This window comes from Ruegeria sp. BG5 (assembly GCF_056538425.1).
The window spans coordinates 86,488-113,277 of record NZ_JBQFTC010000003.1 but is presented as its reverse complement, the minus strand read 5'-3'; the positions used below and the strand labels follow the sequence as shown (position 1 = coordinate 113,277).

The 26,790-nt window shown below is 60.6% G+C and carries 26 protein-coding genes; 9 read left to right on the top strand and 17 right to left on the bottom strand.

Annotated elements, in window-relative coordinates:
* Positions 1-47 precede the first annotated feature (47 nt).
* The 4 genes from fghA to ACR0KX_RS12665 all read left to right on the top strand — a co-directional run bounded on the left by fghA (position 48) and on the right by ACR0KX_RS12665 (position 3,550).
* Positions 48-881, top strand: a complete 834-nt coding sequence (gene fghA / locus ACR0KX_RS12680) for an S-formylglutathione hydrolase (protein ID WP_170622209.1) — start codon at positions 48-50, stop codon at positions 879-881.
* 3 nt (positions 882-884) lie between these two features.
* The gene (gene sthA, locus ACR0KX_RS12675; RefSeq protein ID WP_170622210.1) at positions 885-2,336 is read left to right on the top strand and encodes a Si-specific NAD(P)(+) transhydrogenase; all 1,452 of its coding nucleotides are present in this window, start codon (positions 885-887) and stop codon (positions 2,334-2,336) included.
* Positions 2,333-2,788, top strand: coding sequence for a YaiI/YqxD family protein (locus ACR0KX_RS12670; protein ID WP_170453873.1), 456 nt, complete (start codon positions 2,333-2,335; stop codon positions 2,786-2,788). The genes sthA and ACR0KX_RS12670 overlap by 4 nt, the downstream gene beginning before the upstream one ends.
* Before the next feature lie 141 nt (positions 2,789-2,929).
* Positions 2,930-3,550 carry an HAD family hydrolase gene (locus tag ACR0KX_RS12665; RefSeq protein ID WP_170453874.1) on the top strand — a complete coding sequence of 207 codons (621 nt, stop codon included), beginning with the start codon at positions 2,930-2,932 and terminating at the stop codon, positions 3,548-3,550.
* On the opposite strand, the gene ACR0KX_RS12660 is transcribed toward ACR0KX_RS12665, so the two are convergent.
* From ACR0KX_RS12660 to ACR0KX_RS12590, 15 genes are all read right to left on the bottom strand, one after another.
* Positions 3,547-4,788, bottom strand: coding sequence for an MFS transporter (locus ACR0KX_RS12660; RefSeq protein WP_170622212.1), 1,242 nt, complete (start codon positions 4,786-4,788; stop codon positions 3,547-3,549). The genes ACR0KX_RS12665 and ACR0KX_RS12660 overlap by 4 nt on opposite strands.
* A gap of 165 nt (positions 4,789-4,953) precedes the next feature.
* Complete coding sequence (locus ACR0KX_RS12655; protein ID WP_170522640.1) at positions 4,954-5,715, bottom strand: Phenylacetic acid catabolic protein; 762 nt, start codon at positions 5,713-5,715, stop codon at positions 4,954-4,956.
* A gap of 13 nt (positions 5,716-5,728) precedes the next feature.
* Positions 5,729-6,802, bottom strand: coding sequence for a 2Fe-2S iron-sulfur cluster-binding protein (locus ACR0KX_RS12650; protein WP_170453876.1), 1,074 nt, complete (start codon positions 6,800-6,802; stop codon positions 5,729-5,731).
* A 13-nt stretch (positions 6,803-6,815) separates the two neighbouring features.
* Positions 6,816-7,274 (bottom strand): 1,2-phenylacetyl-CoA epoxidase subunit PaaD, encoded by a 459-nt coding sequence (gene paaD, locus ACR0KX_RS12645; RefSeq protein ID WP_170622213.1) that lies wholly within the window; start codon positions 7,272-7,274, stop codon positions 6,816-6,818.
* Positions 7,275-7,280: 6 nt separating this feature from the next.
* Positions 7,281-8,048 carry a 1,2-phenylacetyl-CoA epoxidase subunit PaaC gene (gene paaC / locus ACR0KX_RS12640; protein WP_170622214.1) on the bottom strand — a complete coding sequence of 256 codons (768 nt, stop codon included), beginning with the start codon at positions 8,046-8,048 and terminating at the stop codon, positions 7,281-7,283.
* Positions 8,048-8,332, bottom strand: coding sequence for a 1,2-phenylacetyl-CoA epoxidase subunit PaaB (gene paaB / locus ACR0KX_RS12635; RefSeq protein ID WP_170453879.1), 285 nt, complete (start codon positions 8,330-8,332; stop codon positions 8,048-8,050). The genes paaC and paaB overlap by 1 nt, the downstream gene beginning before the upstream one ends.
* Positions 8,333-8,355: 23 nt before the next feature.
* Complete coding sequence (gene paaA / locus ACR0KX_RS12630; protein WP_170622215.1) at positions 8,356-9,333, bottom strand: 1,2-phenylacetyl-CoA epoxidase subunit PaaA; 978 nt, start codon at positions 9,331-9,333, stop codon at positions 8,356-8,358.
* A gap of 15 nt (positions 9,334-9,348) precedes the next feature.
* Positions 9,349-10,551, bottom strand: a complete 1,203-nt coding sequence (pcaF, locus tag ACR0KX_RS12625) for a 3-oxoadipyl-CoA thiolase (protein WP_480626654.1) — start codon at positions 10,549-10,551, stop codon at positions 9,349-9,351.
* A 210-nt stretch (positions 10,552-10,761) separates the two neighbouring features.
* Positions 10,762-11,577: a PaaX family transcriptional regulator C-terminal domain-containing protein gene (locus ACR0KX_RS12620; protein ID WP_170622217.1), complete on the bottom strand. Its 816-nt coding sequence runs from the start codon at positions 11,575-11,577 to the stop codon at positions 10,762-10,764.
* A 49-nt stretch (positions 11,578-11,626) separates the two neighbouring features.
* A complete protein-coding gene (gene paaZ / locus ACR0KX_RS12615) occupies positions 11,627-13,657 on the bottom strand; it encodes a phenylacetic acid degradation bifunctional protein PaaZ (protein ID WP_170622218.1) in 2,031 nt (676 codons plus the stop codon).
* Positions 13,658-13,777: 120 nt separating this feature from the next.
* Complete coding sequence (locus ACR0KX_RS12610; protein ID WP_480708476.1) at positions 13,778-14,965, bottom strand: cytochrome P450; 1,188 nt, start codon at positions 14,963-14,965, stop codon at positions 13,778-13,780.
* Complete coding sequence (locus tag ACR0KX_RS12605) at positions 14,965-16,317, bottom strand: TRAP transporter large permease (RefSeq protein WP_170453885.1); 1,353 nt, start codon at positions 16,315-16,317, stop codon at positions 14,965-14,967. Before ACR0KX_RS12605 ends, ACR0KX_RS12610 begins: the two co-directional genes overlap by 1 nt.
* Positions 16,317-16,820 carry a TRAP transporter small permease subunit gene (locus tag ACR0KX_RS12600; protein WP_170622221.1) on the bottom strand — a complete coding sequence of 168 codons (504 nt, stop codon included), beginning with the start codon at positions 16,818-16,820 and terminating at the stop codon, positions 16,317-16,319. The genes ACR0KX_RS12605 and ACR0KX_RS12600 overlap by 1 nt, the downstream gene beginning before the upstream one ends.
* Before the next feature lie 57 nt (positions 16,821-16,877).
* Positions 16,878-17,897: a TRAP transporter substrate-binding protein gene (locus ACR0KX_RS12595; protein ID WP_170453887.1), complete on the bottom strand. Its 1,020-nt coding sequence runs from the start codon at positions 17,895-17,897 to the stop codon at positions 16,878-16,880.
* 70 nt (positions 17,898-17,967) lie between these two features.
* Positions 17,968-19,992: an FAD-dependent oxidoreductase gene (locus ACR0KX_RS12590; RefSeq protein WP_170622223.1), complete on the bottom strand. Its 2,025-nt coding sequence runs from the start codon at positions 19,990-19,992 to the stop codon at positions 17,968-17,970.
* Positions 19,993-20,095: 103 nt separating this feature from the next.
* Between ACR0KX_RS12590 and paaG the strand changes: the two genes are divergently transcribed.
* The 5 genes from paaG to zapE all read left to right on the top strand — a co-directional run bounded on the left by paaG (position 20,096) and on the right by zapE (position 24,483).
* Entirely contained in the window at positions 20,096-20,881 is a 786-nt protein-coding gene (gene paaG / locus ACR0KX_RS12585) for a 2-(1,2-epoxy-1,2-dihydrophenyl)acetyl-CoA isomerase PaaG (RefSeq protein WP_170622224.1), read from the top strand.
* Between the two features lie 2 nt (positions 20,882-20,883).
* The gene (gene paaI / locus ACR0KX_RS12580) at positions 20,884-21,309 is read left to right on the top strand and encodes a hydroxyphenylacetyl-CoA thioesterase PaaI (RefSeq protein WP_170622225.1); all 426 of its coding nucleotides are present in this window, start codon (positions 20,884-20,886) and stop codon (positions 21,307-21,309) included.
* Positions 21,310-21,333: 24 nt separating this feature from the next.
* Positions 21,334-22,644: a phenylacetate--CoA ligase PaaK gene (gene paaK, locus ACR0KX_RS12575; protein WP_170622226.1), complete on the top strand. Its 1,311-nt coding sequence runs from the start codon at positions 21,334-21,336 to the stop codon at positions 22,642-22,644.
* 3 nt (positions 22,645-22,647) lie between these two features.
* Positions 22,648-23,244 carry a TetR/AcrR family transcriptional regulator gene (locus ACR0KX_RS12570; RefSeq protein ID WP_170622227.1) on the top strand — a complete coding sequence of 199 codons (597 nt, stop codon included), beginning with the start codon at positions 22,648-22,650 and terminating at the stop codon, positions 23,242-23,244.
* Between the two features lie 180 nt (positions 23,245-23,424).
* Positions 23,425-24,483 (top strand): cell division protein ZapE, encoded by a 1,059-nt coding sequence (gene zapE / locus ACR0KX_RS12565; RefSeq protein WP_170622228.1) that lies wholly within the window; start codon positions 23,425-23,427, stop codon positions 24,481-24,483.
* 76 nt (positions 24,484-24,559) lie between these two features.
* On the opposite strand, the gene ACR0KX_RS12560 is transcribed toward zapE, so the two are convergent.
* Together ACR0KX_RS12560 and accD are read right to left on the bottom strand one after the other, a co-directional pair.
* Complete coding sequence (locus ACR0KX_RS12560; protein ID WP_170622229.1) at positions 24,560-25,834, bottom strand: bifunctional folylpolyglutamate synthase/dihydrofolate synthase; 1,275 nt, start codon at positions 25,832-25,834, stop codon at positions 24,560-24,562.
* Complete coding sequence (accD, locus tag ACR0KX_RS12555) at positions 25,831-26,763, bottom strand: acetyl-CoA carboxylase, carboxyltransferase subunit beta (RefSeq protein ID WP_170453895.1); 933 nt, start codon at positions 26,761-26,763, stop codon at positions 25,831-25,833. The genes ACR0KX_RS12560 and accD overlap by 4 nt, the downstream gene beginning before the upstream one ends.
* Between the last annotated feature and the right edge of the window lie 27 nt (positions 26,764-26,790).

Sequence of the window (26,790 nt, the reverse complement as noted above, 5' to 3'; positions counted from 1 at the left end):
CTTGGACCGTTAGCCATGGGCGAACCCTAACGTAAGGAAAAGACCTGATGGAAACCCTTTCGGAAAATGCCTGTTTCGGTGGCGTGCAGGGCGTCTACCGCCATGCTTCGACCGCGTGCCAATGCGACATGACCTTTGGCCTGTTTCTTCCGGCCGAGGCAAAGGACGGTCCGGTTCCGATCCTGTGGTATCTGTCGGGCCTGACCTGCACCCATGAAAACGCGATGACCAAGGCGGGGGCGCAAGCCTGGGCTGCTGAACAGGGCATCGCAGTCATCTTCCCCGACACCTCGCCGCGCGGCGAAGGCGTGGCCGATCACGAGGATTACGATCTGGGCCAGGGTGCCGGGTTCTATGTGAACGCTACGCAATCCCCCTGGGCCCCGCATTTCAACATGTGGGATTATGTGGCCGAGGAGTTGCCCGCCTTGGTGGCCGAGAATTTTGCCATCGACATGGACCGTCAAGCCATCACCGGTCATTCGATGGGCGGCCACGGTGCGCTGACGCTGGCGATGAACCTGCCGGGACGTTTCCGGTCGGTGTCGGCCTTTGCGCCGATCTCGAACCCCACCGGCGCGGATTGGGGTCGCAAACAGCTTGACGCGTATCTTGGCGAAGATGAGGGCCTTTGGAAAAAGCATGACGCGTCCCTGATGATGAAAGAGGTCGGCTTTGACGGCCCGATCCTGATCGACACCGGCGCAAACGACCAGTTCATCGACCTGCTGCGCCCCGAAGCGCTGGCCGCCGCCATCGCCGAACGTCGCCAGCAATCCACATATCGCCTGCAGCCGGGCTATGATCATTCCTATTTCTTTGTGTCCACCTTCATGGAAGACCACATCACCTTCCATGCCGAAGCGCTGTACGGAGACTGAGGCATGAGCGATTATGACTACGACCTGATCATCATCGGGTCCGGTCCTTCGGGGCGGTCCGCCGCGATTCAGGCCGGTAAGCTGAAGCGCCGCGTGTTGGTGATCGACCGCAAGGATCGGTTTGGCGGTGTCTCGGTCCATACCGGCACCATCCCGTCCAAAACCCTGCGCGAGACGGTGCTGAACCTGTCCGGCTGGCGCGAGCGCAGCTTTTATGGGCGGTCCTATCGCGTAAAGGACCAGATCCGCGCCGAAGACCTCAAGGCCCGTCTGCATATGACGCTGGATCATGAGGTCGATGTGCTGGAACACCAGTTCAACCGCAACCACGTGGAAACCCTGAACGGGTTGGCCTCGTTCGTTGGCCCCCATGAGATCGAAGTTGCCACCGATGCCGGCGAGAAAACACGCCTTACGGCGGCCAAGTTTCTGATCGCCACCGGAACCAAAACCTATCGCCCCGATTATGTGCCCTTCAACGGCAAGACCGTCGTGGATGGTGACGATTTTCTTGAGATGGCCGAGATTCCACGCTCGCTGGTCGTCATCGGGGCCGGGGTGATCGGTGTGGAATACGCCACCATGTTCTCGGCTCTGGATGTGCGGGTGACACTGATTGAGCCGCGCGAAACCTTCCTCGATTTCATCGACAGCCGGTTGATCCACGATTTTACCCATCAGATCCGCGAGAACGGTGTCGATCTGCGATTGGGCTCTGCGGTCGAGAAAATCGAAGACACCGGCGACCACGTTGAAGTCACGCTGGAAAACGGCCGCCATGTTCGCGCCGAAATGCTGTTGTTTGCAGCCGGGCGGATGGGCGCGACATCGGCGTTGAATCTGGACGCGGTCGGGCTGGAAACAGACCACCGCAACCGGATCAAGGTGGATCGCAAGACCTATCAAACCTCGGTACCACATATCTACGCAACCGGCGATGTGATCGGGCACCCCTCGCTGGCCTCGACCTCGCTGCAACAGGGACGTGTAGCCGCCTGTCACGCGCTGGAAACACCGACCTTGCCTGAAAGCCCCTGGTATCCTTATGGCATCTATTCGGTACCCGAGATTTCCACCTGCGGAATGTCCGAGGAGGAGCTGCAGGAGCGTGGCATTCCCTATGAGGTCGGCGTGGCGCGGTTCCGCGAAACCTCGCGCGGGCATATCATGGGGTTGGAGCATGGTATGCTGAAGATGCTGTTCTCGCTGAAAACCCGCCGGGTTCTGGGCGTGCAGATCGTCGGTGAAGGCGCGACCGAGCTGATCCATATCGCGCAGGCCGTGCTGAACCTGAAAGGCACCGTGGACTACTTTGTCCAGAACACGTTCAATTATCCAACGCTGGCCGAAGCCTACAAGATCGCCGGTCTGGATGCGTTCAACCGGATGCCGATCCCGGATGAGTTCAAGGTGAAAAAGAAGCCAGCGGCGACGAAAGAGGCAAAGAAAGCGTGACAACGCTCTATATCGATGGCGATGCCTGCCCGGTAAAGGCCGAGGCCGAGCGGGTGGCGACCCGGCACAAGGTTCCGATGGCGCTGGTGTCGAATGGCGGGCTGCGGCCTTCGGCAAACCCTTTGGTGCAGGTGGTCATTGTCTCGGAAGGGGCAGACGAAGCGGATAAGTGGATCGCCGAACGCTGCGGGCCGGGCGATGTGGTGGTCACATCCGACATCCCCTTGGCTGCAAAATGCGTCGAGGCCGGAGCCCGCGTGCTGCGCCCCAATGGCGAGGCGTTCACCGCCGCCAATATCGGCCAGCAACTGGCGATGCGTGACCTTATGGCCGACCTGCGCGCGGCAAACCCGTTGGGTGCAGGGGGCGGCGGCAAACCCTTTGGCAAGGCCGACCGATCCCGGTTTCTGGACGCCTTGGAACGGGAACTGAGGGCTGCAAAACGGGCATAGCCCTCCCGCCCGTCGGGGATGCATCAAGGATGCATCTTCTCCGGTTGGGCCGGGCAGCGCTGCGCGCTGCGGTTGGTGCTTGAACTTGAACGCCGGGCTTGGTTCAGTCGGCGCGGCAGGAATTTGAAGCAGGAACACAACATGCCCATCCAAGCGGTCATTTTCGACATCGGCAATGTACTGATCGAATGGCAGCCCGAGCGCTACTATGACCGCGTGATCGGCGAGGATCGCCGCCGCGCGATGTTCGACGAGGTCGATCTGCACGGGATGAACGATCTGGTGGATCAGGGCCATCACTTCACCGATACGATCTACAATTGGGCCGAGAAATATCCCAATTGGCGCGACGAGATTCGCATGTGGCACGACAAATGGATCGAGCTTGCCGCGCCTGAAATTCCGCATTCGGTCCGGTTGCAACGGGCATTGCGCGCCAAGGGCGTGCCCGTTTTTGCCCTGACGAATTTCGGTGTGCAGAATTTCGACTATGCCACCACCGTTTATCCGTTTCTGAACGAGTTTGACCGGCACTATGTCTCGGGCCGGATGAAGATGGTGAAGCCCCATGTGCCGATCTATGCACAGGTCGAGGCCGATTGTGGCCTGCCGCCCGAGACATTGCTGTTCGCGGACGACCGGATCGACAACATCGAAACCGCGCGGTCCCGTGGTTGGCAGACGCATCACTTCACCGGCCCGCAAGGCTGGGCGGATCGCCTGGTTGCCGAAGGCTTGCTGACCGAAGAAGAAGCCCGCTAGGCTGCTGCGGGTGTTGCGCCCCGGTTTTCGCGGATCGGCAGATGGACGATGGCACTGAACGCTCCGACCGCGACGCCGATCCACCAGACCATGGTGTAGTCGCCATAGACGTCATACATCCGCCCACCCAGCCAGACGCCCAGGAACCCCCCGATCTGGTGGCTGAGGAAGATGAAGCCGTAAAGCGTGCCCATGTAGCGCAAGCCGTAAAGATGCGCGACAAGGCCCGAGGTCAGCGGCACCGTCGCCAGCCACAGAGAGCCCATGACGATTGAGAAGATGATCACCGAAGTTGGCGTGATCGGCATCAGAATGAAGGCTGCGGCTGCAAGGGTTCGCGCTGTGTAGATTGCGGCGAGCAGGTATTTCTTGGGGAAGTGATTGCCCGCCCAACCTGCCAGCAACGTGCCGCCGATATTGGCAAGACCCACAAGCGAAATCGCTACGGCACCGAGGGCCGACGTCGTAGTAATGCCAAGCGAATGCAAAACACCCCCGGGCTGAATAGGGCCGCACATCTCGGTCACGAAAGCCGGGAAATGGGCGGTGATGAAGGCCAATTGATAGCCGCAACTGAAAAAACCCAAGAAGATCAAAGCGTAGGATGGGTCCCGGAAGGCGCGACCCAGGATCTGGCTCATGCTTTCTTCCAGCTCGGCCTTGCTGACCGGTTGCGGCGCGCGCATAAAGGGCAGCGTCAGAACAAGCGCAAGGATCGCAACGGCGAATACGATAAACACCTGTTGCCACGGCAGGAAGGTGAGCAACCATTCAGCAGTTGGCGCGCCGATGACCTGACCAAAACTGCCCGCAGCAGTCACAATCGCCAGAGACATCGACCGGTTCTTGTCGGATGAGGCGCGGCCAACCACAGCCAGAACAACGCCGAACCCGGTGCCTGCGATACCAAAGCCCACCAGCCAGGCGTACATCTGGTGCCCAAAGGGCGTGATCGACCAGGCCGACAGAACCATACCTGCGGCATAGGTCAGTGCACCCAGGATGATCGCCTTTCGATCACCGATCTTTTCGGCAATCGCAGCAAAGATTGGTTGCCCAATGCCCCAGGCCAGGTTCTGGATCGCAATGGCCAGGGAAAAATCGGTGCGCAGCCAGCCGAACTCATCCGCAATCGGGATCTGAAACACCCCGAACGAGGCGCGCACAGCGAAGCTGACCGTGATGATGATACACCCCACGATCAGGATCGGATTCAACAGTCGGGCGGATTGCGGCATGGGGACCTCGGGGCGCATTGATCCGGCAGACGTTAGCGGATTCAGACGGCCCGTCAATTCAACAGATTTGCGGTTACGCATCAGAAATATTGATGCGCTAATCAACCTCGAAAGCAAAGGGCCGTCTGGTCGCGAATTACGAGCGGCCAGGTCGCATGACAGGGTCTAGACGGGCTTTCTGAGGTTCAATGTCGCCAAGGTCTCGCCCATCGTATGGTGCCACCGCTCTCGCAGCATGTGGTTTTCGGTGCGTCTCAGGTTCATGGATTTCAGAAGCTCGAACCGTTTCGGATCATCGCCCCCGAACGAGGCGGTCACGCGGGGCCACCAATAATCGACCGAGCTTTGCATCGCGTCCGCCTCGCCCGCAGCGATCAGCTTGGTTGCGCCCTCCAAGGCCAGATCGCCGTGGTTCGCCTCGATAGGCGCGATGATCCGGAAAGCTTCGGCCAGCGGCTGATATGAGATCGTCGAAAACTCGGCCAGTTGCTCGGCGACGGCGCGGCTCATCAGCAGATTCATGACGACGGCATCTGTCCAGCCGCTGATCGGGTAGTTAAACACCGCAAGGCGCATGTCGTGTTTGCTGCGGGTCGCGCCAATGTCGGCATCCCGGTCCAGACGCGCGGTCCAGGGGTGATGGGTGGCGTATCTTTCGGTGTCTGCCCCGAACTCACCCATGATCTTCAGGACGCGATCCGCGTTGTCGGTTTTTTCAAGCACGATCTTGGCGGCCGCAATGCGTTCCTTGATGCCCGGCCCCTGATTGATGATGTCGGCAAAACCGGCGGCCCCGGCCAGTTCGCTATCCACGAAAGTGGCCATCAGCTTCATCAGTTCGGCCCGGTATCGCGGCGGCACATTGGTTGGATTGGTCAGCACCCCGCCTGCGGCCAGATAGCTGTCGAGTGTCATTGTATCGCTCATCAATCCTCTCCTGTCACTGATCATAGTCAACGACGACGCGGTCGGTCACCGGATAGGCCTGACAGCTTAGGACATAGCCCTTTTCGACCTCGTAATCCTCAAGCGCGTGATTGGCGAGCATCTCGACCTCGCCCTCGAGCACGCGGCAGCGGCAGGTGGAACAAACTCCTGCCTTGCAGGCGTATGGCGCGTCCATGGCGTTTTCCAGCGCGGCCTCAAGAATGGACTGATCCTTGGGTAGGGTCATGGTCTGAGTGGCCCCGTCCAGCGTGATCGACGCACTGGTCTGGTTGGCCTGCGTGCCCGCCTGCGCCGCGCTTGCCTTGCGCTTGGCCCGTCCCGGTTGGGCGCTGGCGAAAAGCTCGAACTTGATCTGGCTGTCTTCCAGCCCGTGGTCGCGCAAAGCGGCGGCAATCCCCAGCATCATCGGTTCCGGTCCGCAGATAAAAGCGGTGTCCACGTTTGTGATATCGATCCAATGCTTGAAAAGCTGGCCGCATTTGTCCTGCGTGACCAGACCGGTGAACAAGTCGATCTCTTGCGCGTCTGCTTCGAGGATGTGGATCACGTTCAGGCGGCCCATATAGAGGTTTTTCAGGTCCTCCAGTTCTTCCCGGAACATGATCGTGTTGATGCCTTTGTTGGCATAGATCAGCGTGAAACGGGATTTGGGCTCGCGGGCCAGCGTGGTTTTCAGAATCGACAGAACCGGCGTGATGCCCGAGCCGCCGGCAAAGCCAAGATACTGTTTCTGCGCATCTGCATCGATGGGCGCGTGGAAGCTGCCCATTGGTGGCATCGCCTGCACGACGTCGCCAACGGTAAGTTCTGCATTGGCCCAGCTTGAAAAGGCACCGCCCTCGACGCGTTTGATACCAACCTGCAAAACACCGTCATCCTTGCCCGCGCAGATCGAATACGATCGGCGCAGTTCCTCACCGTCAAAATCACGCCGGAACGTCAGATACTGACCGGCAGTAAAGTCGAACTGATCCGCCGCACCGTTTACCGGCTCAAGTGTCACCACAACCGCATCGCGGATGGTCTTGTGGATGTCGGTGACTTTCAGATCATGAAAACGTGCCATCCGGTGCTCCTCCTCAGATGCACTTGAAATAGTCAAAGGGTTCCAGGCAATCGGTGCAGCGCCAATGGGCCTTGCAGGGGGTCGAGCCGAACTGGCTGACCTTCTCGACCGCCTTGCTGCCGCAATGGGGGCACCGGTCCGGGCCGCCCGCCGGTTGCGGCGGTGCAATGCCATAGTCTTCCAACCGGGCGCGGCCCTTATCGCTCAGCCAATCGGTGGTCCAGGCGGGGGCGATGCTGGTTTCGATCCGCACATCCCCGATCCCATGATCGCGCAGGGCGGTTTCGATATCCATGCTGATCACCGACGTCGCCGGGCAGCCGGAATAAGTTGGTGTGACCGTAACAACCACCGTCTCAGCCTCCCACCGCACATCACGGACAATGCCCAGATCCACGACCGAGATCACCGGGATCTCGGGGTCGGGAACGGCATCCAGCCAGCCCCAGATCTGTTCGGTCGAGGCCTGCATCACATCTCACCACTTCGCGCCGGGATAGGCGCGTTGCAACCATTGCATCTGTGTCAGCAGGTGGCCCAGATGCTCGGTATGCATCCGCCCATCGCGCCCGCCCTTATGGGCAAAGCGGTTGTCCGGAATGGTCAGCGTTGCCTTGGTCAAAACAAGTTCAACCAAAGCGTCATATTCGGCGCGCAGATCGGACGGGTTCGGCGCGATCCCCGCTGCAACCATCTGGGCATCGATATCGTCGCTGACAAACATCTCGCCCACGTAAGGCCACAGGTAATCCAGCGCCTCCTGCATCCTTGCGTGGCTTTCCTCGGTCCCGTCACCAAGGCCCACCACCGTGTCGCCCGAGCGTTCCAGATGATAGGTAACTTCTTTGCTGGCTTTCGCGGCGATGGCCGCAACCCGCTCGTCCGAGGATGTCATCAGACGCCCCAGCATGATCGAATGCCATGCGTCGAACAGGAACTGGCGCATCAGCGTACGGCCGAAATCGCCGTTCGGCACCTCGACCAGCAGCACATTGCGGAAATCCCAGGCATCGCGCAGAAAGGCCAGATCATCGGCGCTTTTGCCGCCATCGACCTCGCCCGCAAGGCCAAGCCACATCTGGGTCTGTCCGATCAGGTCCAGCGCGGTATTGGCCAGCGCGATGTCCTCCTCCAGCACGGGCGCATGGCCGCACCACTCGCTGACGCGGTGGCCCAGGATCAGGGTATTGTCCCCCATCCGCAGCAGGAATTGCAGCAAAGCGTCGTTGGAAACCGAAACACTCATTACATCGCCCCCACGTCTTCGGGAATGTCGAAGAAGGTCGGGTGGCGGTACACTTTGCTTTCACTGGGTTCATACAGCGGGCCTTTGTCGCTGGGTGAAGAGGCCGAGATGTTGTTGGCTTCGACCACCCAGATCGAAACGCCTTCGTTGCGGCGGGTGTAAACGTCGCGCGCGTTCTTGATCGCCATTTCCGCGTCGGGCGCATGAAGCGAACCGACATGCCGGTGGCTCATCCCATGCTGGCCGCGGATGAAGATTTCCCACAGGGGCCATTCGTTGTTCATCGGGTTTCCTCCTTTGGGCAAGCTTATTCCGCCTCCAGATTGCCGGCGCGTTTCTTGCGGGCATGGGCCAGTAGCCCGTCGCGGACCCACTGGCCGTCATCCCAGGCCTTGTTGCGGGCGGCCAGACGATCCACGTTGCAGGGGCCGTTGCCTTTGAGCACGTCGAAGAACTCGGACCAGTCGGGTTCCGAGAAATCGTAATGCCCGCGGTCCTCGTTCCATTTCAGGTCCGGGTCGGGGATGGTCAGACCCAGATACTCGGCCTGCGGCACGGTCTGATCGACGAATTTCTGACGCAGCTCGTCATTGGTGTTGATCTTGATCTTCCACGCCATCGACTGCGCCGAATGCACGGAATCCTTGTCGGACGGTCCGAACATCATCAGCGACGGGAACCAGAACCGGTTCAGCGCGTCCTGCGCCATCCTGCGCTGCTCGGGCGTGCCTTCGGCCATCTTGCGGATCGCGTCATAGCCCTGACGCTGGTGAAAGCTTTCTTCCTTGCAGATGCGGATCATGGCGCGGGAATAAGGGCCATAAGACGTGCGCTGCAGCGGCACCTGATTCATGATCGCAGCCCCGTCGACCAACCACCCGACCGCGCCGATATCGGCCCAGTTCAAGGTCGGGTAGTTGAAGATTGACGAGTATTTCATGCGCCCGTCCAGCAGCATCTCGGTCAGTTCATCGCGACTGACCCCCAATGTCTCGGCCGCGCAGTACAGGTACAGCCCATGTCCGGCCTCATCCTGCACCTTGGCCAGAAGGATCGCCTTACGCTCCAGCGTTGGCGCGCGCGTGATCCAGTTGCCTTCAGGCAGTTGGCCCACAATCTCGGAATGCGCGTGCTGCCCGATCTGGCGGATCAGGGTCTTGCGATAGGCCTGAGGCATCCAGTCCTTGGGTTCGATCTTGATATCCGCGTCGATCCGCGCCTGAAATTCCGCCAGCTTTTCCGGATCGTCGTCCGACGCTTCGGATTTTACCATCTGAGCGTACATGTTCCGTCTCCTCCGTCACACGCGTTCAAGAATAAGGGCCGCGCCCTGCCCGACACCCACACACATGGTGCAGAGCGCATAGCGGCCCCCGGTTCGTTTCAACTGATAGGCCGCGGTCAGCACCAGACGCGCGCCGCTCATGCCCAAGGGATGGCCAAGCGCAATCGCGCCGCCATTCGGGTTTACGTGCGGTGCATCATCGGGCAGGCCCAGTTCCCGCAGCGTCGCCAGCCCCTGGGACGCGAAGGCTTCGTTCAACTCTATCACGTCCATCTGTTCGATGCGCAGCCCCGCACGAGCCAAAACCTTGCGCGTCGCAGGCACCGGGCCGATCCCCATGACGCGCGGCTCTACCCCCGCGACCGACATGCCCACCACGCGGGCCATAGGGGTCAGATCGTTCTTTGCCGCTGCCGCCTCATTCGCCATCAGGATCGCGGCGGCCCCATCATTCACGCCCGAGGCATTTCCCGCCGTAACCGTCTTGTCCGGCCCGTTCACCCCTTTGAGACCCGAAAGCTTTTCTGCCGTTGTTCCCGGTCGCGGATGTTCGTCGGTGTCCGAGACAATCGGATCGCCCTTGCGCTGCGGGATCGAGACCGGGGTGATTTCGTCCCTGAACACGCCCGCTGCATGCGCGGCCTGCCAACGGGCCTGGCTGCGCGCGGCAAAGGCATCCTGATCCTCGCGGCTGATCCCGTAATCCTCGGCCACGTTATCAGCGGTTTGCGGCATGGAATCGATGCCGTATTCCTGCTGCATCTTGGGGTTCACAAAGCGCCAGCCAATCGTTGTGTCATACACAGCATTGCTGCGCGTGAAGGCGGACGTCGCCTTGGGCATCACAAACGGCGCGCGCGACATGCTTTCTACACCGCCCGCGATGGCCAGATCGTAATCCCCCGCTTTGATCCCACGCGCGGCCATTCCGACAGCATCCATGCCGCTGGCACACAGGCGGTTTATCGTTGTTCCGGGAACGTCAATCGGCAACCCGGCCAATAGCGCGGCCATGCGCGCCACGTTACGGTTACTCTCCCCCGCCTGATTGGCGTCGCCATAGATCACATCATCCACGCTGGCCCAGTCAACCTGCGGATTGCGGGCTTTCAGGGCGGCCAGCGGGATGGCGGCCAGATCATCCGTGCGCACAGAAGACAACGCTCCGCCATACCGTCCGATCGGAGTGCGCGTCGCGTCGCAAATGAATGCGTCCATCTGTAATGTCTCCTGTTCGCAGGAACTGCCATTAACCGTCTGGTCGGTTAATAAATTCAGATCCGATTCGAAGCAAGACTTATGTTACCATATAGCCGCCTGCTTCGCATATTGTGTAACATGATAATCCATACCTATGCCGCCACAATGGCTGAACCAACCCAAGCCACTGGTTTTGTACCCTGACCGGCGCGGGCAACCGGCCCTGCGTCAATCGTCCAGCGCGGCTTCCAATGTTGCAAGATCGGGGCGGGGCAGCTTGTCCAGCAACCGAAAAACCGCCTCGCGGCACTCTTCCCCCTTCCAATCCGAAGGCAGAAACGCAGGTGGCATGGCCGGGTGGCGCAGGATCAGACGCCGCCACCCGTGCACGATCAAAACGCGCAGCACAGCCCTGCGCAACGGATCGTCCACGCCCCTTGCGGGCAGATGCTGTTCGACGATCTGTATCGAGCTCCAGAACTGGTTATACGCCGTTTTCAGGGCCTCTGGCCCGCACAGATCACGCAGCCAATCAGGTGCCGCGATGGTGCTGCTTTCGATGCCCAGCAACTCCTCCAGCCCGTCCGGGATCGGGCCGGGCGCCATGGCTGTTGTGGGACTCACCGAGATATAGTCCCCCGTCAGCATCAAATCCGACAGTTCTTTCCGGGAACTCTCAGTATTGCTGGCAATCAGCACATGCCACACATCAGGCTCAGTCGTTTCGCGGGCATAGATACGCGGCGCGGCGGCCGCGCTTTGGCTGCGGCCGAATTCGGTGAGCCTGTGCACACTGTTCCGCCCCACCCGCGTACTTTCGATCCAGCCTTCCTTGCGCAGCCGGTGCAGCGCGACGCGTGTCGCTTCGGCCTTGATCCCGGCCAGAGTGGTGAGCGTGGTAATCAGCGCACCACTCACCTGATCCGATCCGTTCTGCGCCAGATCGCCAAAAATCGTAACCAGAACCGACCACACCCGCTGCGTGCCCGTGTTTGTCAGTTGGCTGACGCAGGTTTCAAACCAATCAGGAGCCGTATCTTTCATAGGCCAAGTATAATAGGGCCGGACGGAATTTCCATCCGGCCTTGTGGGTCTAGTAGGCGACCATGGTCAGCAATTCATACTCTGCTACCATGTCATCATCCTGCTGGGTCAGGGTGACATGCCAGCGAACCTCGCCATATTCGTCGTTTCGCTTGGTCTTGCTTTTGACCGTCAGACGCACCTTGATCGTATCCCCCGCCTCGACCGGTTTCATGAAGCGCAACCCGTCCAGGCCGGTATTGGCCAGAACCGGCCCTTCATTGGGCTCAACAAACAACCCCGCAGCAAAGGACAGCAGAAGGTATCCATGCGCGACGCGGCCCGGGAAAAACGGGTTTCGTTCCGCTGCCGCCTGATCCATATGGGCATAGAACGTATCACCAGTGAATTGGGCGAAATGTTCGATGTCCTCCAGCGTGATGGTGCGAGGGTCGGTGTGGATGGTCTCACCAATCGCAAGGTCGTGGAACCTGCGGGTAAAGGGATGCGCGGGGCCTTCGATTTCAGCAGCACCCGGCACCCATTTGCCGCCAATTGCGGTCAGCAGATCGGGTGAACCCTGAATGGCGGTGCGCTGCATATAGTGTTTTACGCCGCGCACGCCGCCCATTTCTTCGCCACCCCCGGCACGACCGGGTCCGCCATGGACCATATGCGGCAGGGGTGAGCCGTGGCCGGTGGATTCCTTCATCGAGTCGCGATTGTTAAAGTAAAGCCGCCCGTGATAGGCCCCCGCCCCCATCGCAACCTGCCGCGCCACATCCGGGTCATGGGTGATAACCGACGCCACAAGCGACCCCTGCCCCCGGTTCGCCAGTTCGATCGCATGGTCGAGATCGCGATACCCCATCACTGTGCTGACCGGACCAAAGGCTTCGGTGTCGTGCACGCGCTGCGCCGTGTCCGGGTTGGCGCAGTGGTACAGCATGGGCGGCAGGAAAGCGCCTTTTTCGGCATCCGCGCCATCGACAGTGAAATCATCCGGGTCGCCAAAGACACGCTCGGCCTCTTGCCCGATGATCGCGGCCTTTTCCAGAACGTCGCGTTTCTGACTGGTCGAGACCAGCGCGCCCATGCGCGTGGTCTCCAGCTTCGGGTCTCCGATGACCGTTTTGGCCAGCCGCGCGGACAGCGCCTCGATCACCTCCTGCACTTGCGACTCGGGCGCGATGATCCGGCGGATTGCGGTGCATTTCTGACCCGCTTTCGTGGTCATTTCACGCTGAACTTCCTTGACGAACAGGTCAAATTCCGGCGTGCCCGGCTGTGCATCGGGGCCGAGGATCGAACAGTTCAGGCTGTCCTGTTCCGCCACAAACCGCACCGAGTTCTGCAAGATCACAGGGTTGGACCGCAGGTTCAGAGCGGTATCGGCAGATCCGGTGAAACTGACCACGTCCTGCATGGTCAGGCGGTCCAGCATATCGCCCAGCCCGCCCGAGACCAGTTGCAGCGCGCCCGCTGGCAAAATGCCCGAGTCCAACATCAGCCGGACACAGAGTTCAGTCACATAGCAGGAATTCGTCGCCGGTTTCACAATCGCCGGAACACCTGCCAACAGGGTCGGCGCCAGCTTTTCCAACATCCCCCAGACAGGAAAGTTGAACGCGTTGATATGAACCGCCACGCCTTGCAGAGGGGTGCAGATGTGCTGGCCCAGAAAGGTGCCATTGCGCGATAGCTGCTCGACCTCACCATCCAGATACACATGCCCGTCCGGCATCTCGCGCCGGCCTTTCGAGGCAAAGACGAACATCGTGCCGATACCGCCGTCGATGTCGATCAGGTGATCCGACTGCGTGGCGCCCGTGTTGAAGGACAGGTCATAAAGGGCCTGCTTGTGCTGACCCAAATGCAGAGACAGCGCCTTGAGCATCTTGGCCCGCTCGTGAAATGTCATCTTGCGCAAGGCCGGGCCGCCGACGTTGCGCGCGTGGTCCAACATCGCCTGCACGTCCAACGCGCTGTTGCCCGCCGTGGCGATCACCTCGCCCGTGACAGCGCTGGCAATGGTGCGGGCCCCTTCGCCGGGCGAAACCCACTCACCGGCTGCGAAGCTGGAAATCTGTTGGATGGTCATGAGCGTCTCCTCATCTGCATGGCGATCTTCGGGCAGCCCTTTGCCGGTCTGACGAAATGATATTTTAAACCGTACGGTCGGTCAATAAATTCCCGAGCCGATACCCCTGAACCAAACATCTCAAACCTGCGCGGGCAGTCGTGCGAAGCCGCGAAACCGGATCCGCCCGCCGCGTTCGACACCTTCCGTGATACGATAGTTGGGGAACCGGGTCAGAAAACGCCCGACGGCAACGCGCCCCTCCATCCGCGCCAGGGTCAGGCCGACGCAGGTATGGGGCCCACCGGCAAAGGCGTGATGTTTGTTGGGGCGGCGGTTCAACAGGACAGCATCGGGCCGGTCGAACTGCCGCGGGTCGCGGTTGGCCGCACCGATGCACAGGTGAATGTCGGTCCCGGCCGGGATTGTTTCTCCGTGAAACGTTACGTCTTGGGTGGTCAAACGATTGCCGAACTGGTTCGGGCTTTCCAGCCGCAGAAACTCATCCACTGCGGTGGTGATCAGATCGGGGACGGCCAGCAACTCGGCCCGTTTGTCGGGGTGGCGGTCCAGCAACTCCAACGCGTTGCCGATCAGGTTGGTGGTGGTCTCGTGCCCCGCATTCAGGATGAAAATGCAGTTCTGAAACAGCTCGACTTCGGTCAGCCCGCCATCGGTGTCGTCCTGCATCAGCCGCGTCAGAACATCCGTCGCGGGGTCTCCGGGATTGGCGCGGCGGTCCTGTACGATTTGCCGCAAGAAGTCCTTGAATTCAGAGACCGAGCGGTTGCCCCATTCTTCTTGCTCAGGCGTCAATTTGGGCTCCAATGCGCCGAGAATGGCCAAGGACCAATCGCGCAGCGGCCCCCGTTCGGACCGGGGAATGCCCAAAAGGTTGCCGATGATTTCAATCGGGATCGCACCGGCAAAATCCTCAATCAATTCGACCGTGCCCTTCTCCTGCATCGCGCCCAGCAAACCATCGACCAGCTGGATCAGCCCCGGCTCCATCTGCCCCAAAGCCCGCGGGTTCATCGCGCCGACCATCACCTTGCGGACACGGGTGTGCAGGGGCGGGTCGTTGAACACCAGGCTGGTCGTGTGATGTTCGAACAAGGGGCTATCGACCCCGTATTTCGGACCAAAAACCGCCTTTTTGTCAGATATGAACCGGTCCGTGTCCCGATACACCAGATCCAGATCATCATACCGCGACAGAACCACAGATCCGTCGGGCTGCCAACAGACCGGCGTATCCTCGCGCAGCGTGGCGTAGGTTGGATACGGGTCCGCGTGGAATCCTTCTGGCAATGCGGTCAAAGAAAACATCAGTGACCCATCGCCCCCATATGTTCGGGCAGTACCAATACCAGCCAGGGCACAAGAACGATCAGAGCCAGACGGAAGATATCCGCCACCCAGAACGGCGTGACCCCTTTGAAGATTGTACCGGTCGATACATCGCCGACCACGCCTTTCAGGATGAACACGTTCAAACCGACAGGGGGCGTGATCAGGCTGATCTCGGTGACGACAACGACGACAATACCGAACCAGATCGGGTCATAGCCCAGCGACGTGACCAACGGGAAAAAGATCGGCACTGTCAGCAGCAACATCGACAGCGATTCAAAGACGCAGCCCAGAATGATATAGATCCCGAGGATCATCAGGATGACCACGAAGGGTTCCACCTCATACGCCGTGACCAAGGCGATCAAGGCTTCGGGCAGACCGGCAAGGTTGATGAAATTCGAAAAGATCTGAGCCCCGATCAGGACCGAGAACAGCGCCGCCGCCGTGAATGAAGTTTCTTTCAGCACCTCAAAGGTGGACCCCAACGTAAGCCCACCACGGGACAGTGCGATCAGGAATGCGCCCATTGCACCCATGCCCGCAGCCTCGGTCGGGCTGAAGGTCAGGTTCAGCGGGTAGAAATCGAACACACCATACAGGCCACCGATCACCAGAAAGAACAGCAACAGCACGGCCCAGACCGAGCGCAGTGCTGACAGACGTTCGCCCCAGCCATGGCGTTCGCCCGCCGGGCCGGACTCGGGCCTGCGCCAAACCGTCCAGCGCACGGCAAACAGGTAGAATAGGATGCCCAGCACGCCGGGAATGATACCCGCGACGAACAGCTTGCCGATCGAGGTTTCGGTCAGCAGGCCGTAGATCACAAGGATCACCGATGGCGGGATCAGGATGCCCAGCGTGCCGCCTGCAGCAATCGACGCTGTCGACAGCTCATCCGAATAACGGTAGCGGCGCATTTCCGGCATGGCGACCTTGGACATGGTCGCAGCCGTCGCCAGTGAAGAGCCGCAAATGGCCGAAAACCCGCCGCAGGCCGCGACGGTCGCCATGGCGATACCACCGCGAAAGTGCCCCAGAAAGGCGTTCGAAACCGCGTAAAGTTCACGCGCCAGACCGCCCTTGTTCACAAACAGCCCCATAAGGATAAATAGTGGTACGACCGACAGGCCGTAGTCCTGCGCCGTGTCGGTGATCTGACGACCCACCATCGACATCGCGGCCTTCAACCCGCGCTCGGACAGGATGCTGCCGCCGCGTTCATAAGCAAAACCCAGCGTGCCGACCAGGCCCATTGCAAACACGATGGGCAACCGCAGCAGCACGAGGACAAGAACAAGGGCAAAACCGATTAGTGCGGCAGTCATCAGGCGTGCTCCGACAAGGCGTGGGGGGCAAAGATCTGCAGAAGGCCGGTGATGATCATTGCAACGGCGGTGATCGCAGTGAAACCGGCGATGAACCAACCCACGTAGAAAACCGGGATCGACAGGTATTCGGTGACATCACCATAATCCCGCGCGCGCTCCGCCAGAACCCAGACCCGCTGAATCGGCCAGATCAGCATGATGCCGGACATCAGATAGACAATCGCATCGCGCACCCGGCTCAGTCGCAGGCGCGAGAATATCCCATCCGTCAGGTCCACTGCGATCTGCCCCTTCCCCGCCGAGATCATCGGCAGGACCGAGAACACAAGGATCGCCATCAGAATCCGCGTCAGCTCGGTCGCGGCCTCAATCGGAGCATTGAAGACAGAGCGCAGGATGACGTCGAAAAAGGTCATCACCATCAGGATGAACAGCGCCACACAGGCCAGCACCGTCGGAATGATGCTGACGCGACGCGCAAAGGTCACGAGAGATTGCATGATTGGTCCCCGGTGGGTGAAACTGGCTGGCGGATCGATCCCGCCAGCCAAAGCGCGTTATTGCGCAGCCATTTCATTGACGATCATGTCATAGGCGGCCTGCGCATCGACACCGGTGCCGTTGACCTCATCAATCACCTTGGCGCGCACATCCACTGCAATCGCATTGAACTTTTCCAGATCCTCTGCAGAGGCTGTGTTGATCGCGTTGCCCTCGGTCCCTTCGGTGGCTTCCCGGCCAATCGCGTCAATCTCATCCCAGATCTTGCCAATCTCGCGGCTGAGCGGTTCGCCGAAGACGTTCTCTTCCAGTGCGGCCTGCAGGTCGGCGGGCAGATCGGCAAAGGTATCCTCGTTCATGATGAAAGCGAACGACCCGCGATACAGACCACCCGGAACCTCGTAAACGTTCTGCGCCACTTCGGTCAGCTTAAAGCCCTTGCGGGATTCAAAGGGCATGACCACGCCATCGGCCGCTTTCGAGGCCAGCGTTTCGTATACTTTCGGCGCAGGCACCTGAATACCGGTCGCCCCCAGCGCCGTGCCGACGTCACCGCCAACACCACCCGGAATACGAACCTTGAGGCCCGAGACCTCGTCCAGCGCGGTCACCGGGCTGCTGGAATGCAGCTGCGCCGGGCCATGGGTATGCAGGGCGATCACTTTCACACCGCGATGTTCATCCGCTGCCTTGAGGTGCTGGTCATAGGTGCGCCAATAGGCAACCGAGGCATCCTCGGCCGAGCCTTCATATCCGGGCAGTTCAATCATCTTGGTGGTGACGAACCGGCCCGGCTGATAGCCGTGGAAGATGATCGAGGCATCCGCCGCGCCGTCCATGATCAGGTCCATCTGCGCAGGCGGAGGGGCAAGACCCAGTTTCAATTCGGCAGTCACCTGACCATCAGTGGCCTCTTCAACCATCTCGACGAATTTCGGCCACATCTTGGCGTTGATGCCATGGGTCGGCGGGGCCCAGCTGGAAATGGTCAGCGTGTAATCCGCCGCCAACGCTACGGTGCCTGAAACGGCCAGCGCGGCCGAGGCCAAAAGCGTGCTCAACTTGGTAAGTTTCATGGTTCTGTCTCCTCCCTGTGAAACATGACTCGCAAATGCGTTAATGGTCGCTTTTGTAACCATCAACATGTTAAAGACCCTCAAGCCCTTCCGCGATGCGCCAAGACCCCGGACTTTCTGCAGCGACGGTTGCCATGGTTGCGCGGGTGACGTCCGGCCCGATCTCTTTGCAATAGGCCATCGGCCCACCGCGCCAGCGCGGAAAGCCGTATCCTTGGATTTGTACCATATCGACGGCCTCGGTGTTTTCCGCGATCCCCTCTTCGAGGATCAACGCCCCCTCATTGGCCAGCACGGCGAGTATACGCGAGGTGATCCCGTCATCCGAAAAAGCGCGGCGAGTAATGCCCTGCTGCGCGGAATAGGCTTCGATCAGCGCCTCAACCTCTGGATCGCGGATCGGCTCGCGCTTGCCATCTTCGTAGCGATACCACCCTTTTCCCGTGCGCTGGCCAAGCCGGTCCATTTCACACAGCTGATCCGCGATGGTCACATAGCGTTCGCCCGGATCGCGGGTTGCAGCATTGCGCTTGCGATTGGCCCAGGCGATCTGAAGGCCGGTCAAGTCCTGCAACTCATACGGCCCCATGGGCATTCCAAGCGCCCGCATGGCCCGATCCACCTGATAGGGCAGCGCCCCGTCCGCCAGCAGATAATCGGCCTCGCGCCGGTAAGCGGCCAGCATGCGGTTGCCGATAAACCCGTCGCAAATGCCCGACAGAACCGAGATCTTGCGCAGCTTTTTACCCAGCGCAAACCCGGTTGCGATCACTTCGGCCGAGGTGTGCGGGGTCTTCACGATCTCCAACAGCTTCATGACATGGGCCGGGCTAAAGAAATGCAGACCAATGCAGCGAGACGGGTTTTTAATGCCCTCGAAGATCTCACGCGGGTCCAGATAGGACGTGTTGGTCGCCAGAATTGCGTCTTGGGGCATATGGCGGGCCAGTTCCGCGAATACCTGTTGCTTGACGGACTGGTCTTCGAATACCGCCTCGATCGCAAGTTCTGCATCGGCGGCCTCGGCGTACTTGTCCACGGCACGGAAGGCGGCAAGGCGATCCCGAAGCTGCACCTCGGTCATCTTACCCCGTTTGACGGCCCCCTGCAGCAAACCCTCGACCCGGTTGTGCGCCGTTGCCGCCGCATCCGAGTCCCGTTCGATCAAAGTGACCGACAGGCCACCGTTCAGGGCAGCGGTGGCAATTCCGGCCCCCATCAGCCCCCCGCCGACAACAGCGATCCGGCTTATGTCGCGCGCGGTTGCGCCTTTGATCACCGCGGGTTTCGCCACGTTGCGTTCCGCAAAAAAGGCGTGGCGCAGGGCACGGCTTTCTGCGCTTTGACGCAGGTCCAGATGGCGGGCACGCTCTTTCGGCTGTGCTGTTGCAAACGGCTCGGCAGACCATTCCAGCGCGGTCAGGTTCTCCAGCGGCGATTGCTGCCCTTTGGCGCGTTTCTTCAGGGTCTGGCGGCTGATGTCCAGCAGGTCGGGCGCAAAATCTGCCACGGGGCGCTGGCTGACAGGGATCGGACGTTCGGGCAGCTTGGCGATAAAATCGGGGATCGCGGCCTTGGGGTCCCCTGCGACAAGATCCACGCCCCCAAGTTCGGCCAAAGCCTCGGCTTTCAGTATTTTGCCAGAACAGGCCATGTCGATTGCAGCCTGCATCCCCACAAGACGCGGCAAGCGTTGCGTGCCCCCTGCGCCGGGGATCAGACCCACATTGACCTCGGGCAGACCAAAGCCTGTACCCGGCGCGGCAATCCGCCAGGCGCAGGCCATCGCAACCTCAAAACCGCCGCCCAGCACATTGCCGTGCATGCAGGCAATGAACGGCACCTGACTGTCTTCGATTTTCTGCACAACATCCGGCAAATGCGGCTCAACCGGCGGCGCATCGAATTCGGACATATCTCCGCCCGCGATAAAGGTTCTGCCTACGCAGCACAGCACCGCCACGCGCGCACCTTTGACCGCGTCAACCGCGCCGGACAGCCCCTGCCGCACCCCGGTCGAGGTTGCGTTCACCGGCGGGTTGTCAACCGTGACCCAGGCCACGTCCCCCCTGAAATCAACACGCACCAGCGACATGAGCTATTCCTTTGATCGGCCCGGAATCGGTTCGGGTTTATATATTGACCAACCGTTCGGTTAATGCAATGATTAAGTTGAAACGGGACCGGGCAGGACAGTCATGAGCGATACGATTCTTGTGCAAGACAACGGGAACTGGGTCGAAATAACCCTGAACCGTCCCGACAAGCTGAATGCGTTCAACGAAGAGATGCACTTTGCCTTGCAGAGCGCGCTGAAATCTGCGCGCGACAATGGGGCTAGGGCGATCCTGCTGACCGGAGCCGGGCGTGGCTTCTGTGCTGGTCAGGACCTCGGCGACCGCGACCCGTCGAAAATGGACGGCCCGCCCGATCTGGGCAAAACGGTCCGCAGTTTCTATGCGCCGCTGGTCCGTTTAATACGGTCGATGGACTTTCCCGTGATCTGCGCCGTGAACGGCGTCGCCGCAGGCGCGGGCGCAAATCTGGCACTGGCCTGCGACATGGTTCTGGCCGGGGAAAGCGCAAAATTCATCCAAAGCTTCTCCAAAGTCGGTCTGATCCCGGATACCGGCGGCAGTTGGCACTTGCCCCGTCTTTTGGGTGAGGCTCGCGCCAAGGGTCTGGCCCTGACGGCGCAACCGCTTACCGCGAAACAGGCCGAAGACTGGGGGCTGATCTGGAAGGCGCTGCCCGATGATCAACTGATGGACGAGGCGCGCGCGCTTGCCGCGCAACTCGCCAACGGCCCCACTCTTGGACTTGGCCTGACAAAACACTGCATTCAAACCGCGGCCACCACATCCCTGAGCGATCAGCTTGAGATCGAAGCAGATGCGATGAAAACCTGCGGTGAAAGCGCGGATTATGCCGAGGGTGTTTCCAGCTTCCTGGAAAAACGCGCACCGAATTTTCAAGGACGCTAAGGATGACCCCAAAGGAACGCGCCGAAAAATCCGCCGCCGCAATGTGGGCCCATGATGAGGCCAGCAAATGGTTCGGGATGGAGATCGCCGAGGTCGATGAAGGCCGCGCAGTCCTGACCCTGACCATCGCGCCCCATCACTGTAACGGGCATGGCATGTGCCACGGGGGCGTCACCCATGCGCTGGCCGACAGCGCCTTTGCCTTTGCCTGCAACAGCCGCAACACGGCAACCGTCGCGCAGCATACGACGATCAGCTTTCTCGCCCCCGGAAAAAAGGGCGACCAATTGACTGCGACCGCGACCGAAGTCACCGTTGCGGGCCGCAACGGTATCTACGACGTCCGCGTCACCAACCAGGACAACACTCTGATCGCCGAGTTTCGCGGCATATCCCGCGCGATTGGTGGCCAGAATTTCGAAGAATAGCTTCGCGACCAGAGGAGGCACGCGATGGAAGACCTTTCCCCGAACCGGGCGGACCTGGACCCGATCGAGATCGCCTCGATCGACGAAATCCGCGCCACACAGCTTGAGCGCCTGAAATGGTCGGTACGCCACGCCTATGAAAACGTTCCGATGTATCGGCAGCGCTTTGACGAGGCGGGCGTGCATCCTGACGATCTGCAACAGCTCTCCGATCTGGCGAAGTTTCCGTTTACCTACAAAAACGACCTGCGCGACAATTACCCGTTTGGCCTGTTCGCCGTCCCGCGCAGCGAGATCATTCGCCTGCACGCCTCATCCGGTACAACGGGCAAACCGACCGTGGTGGGTTACACAAAATCCGACATCGACAATTGGGCCGATCTGGGCGCACGGTCCCTGCGCGCTTCGGGGCTGCGCAAGGGGGACATGGTGCACAATGCCTATGGCTATGGGCTGTTCACCGGCGGGCTAGGCGCCCATTACGGGATCGAACGGCTGGGCGCGACCGTGGTTCCGATGTCAGGCGGGCAAACCGAAAAGCAGGTCAGCCTGATCCATGATTTCCGGCCCGACGGGATCATGGTGACGCCGTCCTATATGCTCAATATCCTCGAACAGTTCCACAAGGCGGGGCTGGACCCGCGCGAAAGCTCGCTGAAGGTGGGTGTATTCGGCGCAGAACCCTGGACGGACGCCATGCGGGCCGAGGTTGAGGCGGCCTTTGACATGCACGCGGTCGATATCTACGGCCTATCCGAAATCATGGGCCCCGGTGTCGCCAATGAATGCGTTGAAACCAAGGACGGCCCGGTGATCTGGGAAGACCATTTCCTGCCCGAAATCATCAACCCCGAGACAGGCGAGGTCCTGCCCGACGGCGAAACCGGCGAGCTGGTGTTCACGACCCTGACCAAAGAAGGTCTGCCGATGATCCGCTATCGCACACGCGACCTGACCTGCCTTTTGCCGGGCACGGCGCGGTCCATGCGCCGGATGGCCAAGATCACCGGGCGCAGCGACGACATGATGATCCTGCGCGGCGTCAATGTCTTCCCCAGCCAGATCGAGGAACAGGTGATGGCGACTGGCGGCCTTGCGCCCTATTACCAGATCGAACTCTATAAATCCGGTCGCATGGACGCCATGCGTGTCTTTGTCGAGGCGGCGCTGGATTCCACCGATGAGCTGTCCAAGACTGCCGCGGCGCGAATGCTGACCAAGCGGATCAAGGACGTCGTTGGCGTTTCCACGGAAATTGTTGTAGGTGACCCCGGCGACGTCGAACGCTCTCAGGGCAAGGCGAAGCGCGTCATCGACAATCGCGACAAGGAATAAGCCGTGGCCCGGACAATTGCCAAAGACCACGACCAGAAACGCAAGCAGATCCTGAAAATGGCGGCCAAAGTGTTTGCCGATCAGGGGTTTGACCGCGCCTCGATGACCTTGCTGGCCAAGGAATGCGGGATCTCAAAGGCCAACATCTATCATTACTACGACAGCAAGGATGCCATCCTGTATGACATCCTTGAAACCTATCTGCGGGAACTGCGCGACCGAATTTGCAACGTTGATCTGGACGGCTTGGACCCTGAGGAAAAGCTGCGCAAGGCCGTGCGCGAGATCCTGTTCGCCTATCAGGGTGCCGATGACGAACACCGGGTCCAGATCAGCGGCATGAGTGCCCTGACCGATGATCAACAGAAGCGGCTACGCGGCTATCAGATGGATTTGGTGAATTTCATGCGCGACATTCTGAGGGACCTGTCGCCTCAATCCTTTGGCGATGACAAGGACAAGCTGCGCGGAGCCACCATGTCTGTCTTTGGGATGCTGAACTGGTATTACATGTGGAATTCCGGCGCGGGGGCAAAAGCCCGCGAAGACTATGCCGATCTGGTCAGCTCCCTGACATCGGACGGGGTTCGAAACCTGTAGTTTCGGTATTTCTTCCCTGTCGGGTTATGTTGGCCTGAAACAGAATTCCTGCGCCTGCGCCGTGACCTTCTGGCAATTGGACGGGCCATTCACCTAGGCACCACAACGATCCCGCAAAATTGATGCATTGTCCGAAATGACGCTTTTCAAGCCCGGGGGTCAAAGGTAAGGCTCGGGTTTATGACGGATTTGATCTCGCTTTACGACACCCGCATTGCCGAAGGCATTTTGACCCGCGACGACGCGCAAGAGGCTGTTCTGCCACATTTCGAACGGATCCGCGCCGCGCTGGCCGCACCAGTGAAACGCGGGTTGTTTCGCAAGGCGCCACCTGCACCGCAGGGACTGTACCTGTGGGGCGGTGTTGGGCGCGGCAAGTCCATGCTGATGGATATGTTCGTCGACAGTTTGCAGGACATCCCCGCGCGGCGCGTTCATTTCCATGCCTTCATGCAGGAAATTCATGCCGGGATGCACAAGGCGCGGCAGGACGGAGTTGAGGATGCGCTTGCCCCTGTTGCGCAAGCGGTCGTGAAATCCGTGCGTTTGCTGGCCTTTGATGAGATGCAGATCACCGATATCACCGACGCCATGATCGTCGGGCGGTTATTCGATCTGCTGCATGAGGGCGGGGTTGTGGTCGTGACGACCTCGAACCGTCATCCGGATGATCTGTACAAGGACGGGCTGAACCGGCAGCTGTTTCTGCCTTTCATCGCGCATATCAAAGAGCAGTTGCAGGTGTGGGAACTGGTCTCACCCACCGATTACCGCCAGAACCGGCTGGAAGGTGCGCCGGTCTATTTCACGCCGATTGGCCCCGAAGCCCGGCAGAGCATCCGCGCGGTCTGGAGCGATCTGGCCGGTGGTCCGGCCGATCCGCTGGTGTTGCAGGTCAAGGGACGGGCGGTCGAGCTGCCCCAGTTCCGCAACGGCATCGCGCGAGCGTCGTTTTATGACCTGTGCGGACGGATGCTGGGCCCGGCGGATTATCTGGCCATTGCCGCTGAGGTGAAGGTTCTGGTGCTGGAAGACATCCCCCGCCTGTCGCGCAACAACTTCAATGAAGCCAAGCGCTTTGTCACGCTGATCGACGCTTTGTACGAGGGGAAGGTGCGGCTGATCTGTTCCGCTGCTGCCGAGCCCGAGATGTTGTATGTCGAGGGGGAAGGGACGTTTGAATTCGAACGCACCGCCTCGCGCCTGAGAGAGATGCAGGCTGAGGATTGGGGGGCCTAGGGGGCTCTGCCCCCGCCGCCTTTGGCGGCTCCCCCGAGGTATTTTTATCCAGATGAAACCCTGCGGGCGGATCGCCTCAGCCGTTTTCGCGCAGGATATTGCCCGCAAGATAGAGTGAACCGCAGATCAGGATGCGGGCTTGTGGATCTTGGGCCACGATGGAGTTGAGCGCATCTGCGACGCTGCTGGCTGTGGTGGCGGGCAGATTGACTTTCGTCGCAGCCGCAGCGGTGTCTTCGGCGCTGAGCGTGGCGGTTTCACCGGGGATCGACACGGCGGTCAGGGTTTCGGCCTGCGCCGCCAGCGGGGCGAGATAGCCGGTCACGTCCTTGGTATTCAGCATGCCGCAGATCATATGGGTCGGGCGTTTGGGCAGTTTGGCCAGCACATCCGCCAATGCAATGCCTGCGGCGGCGTTGTGCCCGCCATCCAGCCAAAGCTCGGCCTGCGGGGCGGCTTCGACCAACGGTCCGGTTTTCAGGCGCTGCATCCGGGCGGGCCATTCGGCCTTGGTCACCGCAGCCTCATAGGCGTCGTCGCCCAGGTTCAGGTGCCGCAGAACCGCCAGCGCGGCGCCTGCGTTCTGGATCTGGTGCGCGCCCAGCAGATTGGGCAGAGGCAGGTCACACAGGCCGGTTTCGTCCTGATAGATCAGGCGTCCGTTTTCCTCGGCCACATGCCAGTGCTGGCCGTGGGCAATCAGCGGCGCGCCGAGGCGGGCGGCGGTCTGTTCGATGACGTCCATCGCCTCATCGTCTTGCGGGCCGACGATGCAGGGCACACCACGCTTGATGATCCCGGCCTTTTCCCCCGCGATCTTCGCCAGCGTGTTGCCCAGAAACTGTTCGTGGTCGATGGAGACCGGGGTGATCACCGTGACCGCGGGCTGTTCGATCACGTTGGTGGCGTCCAGCCGACCGCCCAAGCCGACCTCAAGCAGGGTATAGTCCGCCTGCGCGCGGGCAAAGGCCAGCAGGGCGGCGCAGGTTGTGATCTCGAAATAGGTGATGTTTTCGCCGCCATTGGCCGCGTAGCATTCATCAAGCACCGCGGTCAGATCGGGTTCCGAGATCAGTTCTCCGGCCAGACGGATGCGTTCGTGGAATCGTGCAAGATGCGGTGATGTGTAGGCATGCGCCGACAGCCCTGCCCCTTCGAGCCCCGCGCGGATCATCGCCTGGGTCGAGCCTTTGCCGTTGGTTCCGGCCACGTGGATCACCGGCGGCAGTTTGGTTTGTGGGTTATCCAGCGCGTCCAGCAGACGCCAGACGCGATCCAAGGTCAGGTCAATGATCTTGGGGTGCAGCGCCATCATCCGGTCGAGGATGGCGTCCGATGTCTGCGCGGTCATTTCTTGTCCGTATCCTCGGCCGGGGCATCAGCCGCCGGTGCTTCGGGGTCCGGTGCGGGCAGATCGCCCTTGATCGCAGGGGGCTGTTTCATCAGCATCCGGGTGATGGTGATCAGTTCCTCGCGCATCTCGGTGCGTTTGGTCACCCGATCCAGCATGCCATGATCCAGCAGGTATTCGGCGCGCTGGAAGCCTTCGGGCAGTTTTTCCCGGATCGTCTGTTCGATCACGCGCGGGCCGGCAAAGCAGATCAGGGCGTTGGGTTCCGAAATGTGCACATCGCCCAGCATCGCGTAAGACGCGGTTACGCCGCCCGTCGTCGGGTGTGTCAGCACGACGATATAGGGCAGGTTCGCCTCTTTCAGCATTTCGACCGCGACGGTGGTGCGCGGCATCTGCATCAGGCTCAGGATCCCCTCCTGCATCCGCGCGCCGCCAGCGGCTGAGAACAGGATCAGCGGGCGCTTCAGTTTCACCGCCTCTTGCGCGGCGGCGATGATGGCGTTGCCGACATACATGCCCATCGACCCGCCCATGAACGAGAAATCCTGTGCGGCGGCAATGATCGGCGTACGTCCGATTTCGCCCGAAGCCACCAGCATCGCCTCTTTCTCGCCCGTCTTTTTCTGCGCGGCTTTCATGCGATCGGGGTATTTTTTCTGATCGCGGAAGTGCAGCGGATCGTCTTTGGGTGCGGGCACCTCGACCTCGGTGAAGATACCGCCGTCGAACAGATGGGTGAACCGCTCACGCGGGGTGATCGCCATGTGGTGACCGCACTGGGTACAGACATTCTGGTTTTCCGCCAGCTCGCGGTGGAACAGCATCGTGCCGCATTCGTCGCACTTGTGCCACAGGTTTTCGGGCACCTCGCGGCGCGAGAAGATCGAGTTGATCCGGGGGCGGACGTAGTTTGTGATCCAGTTCATGTCGGAACCTTGCTTGTGCGGCGTTGA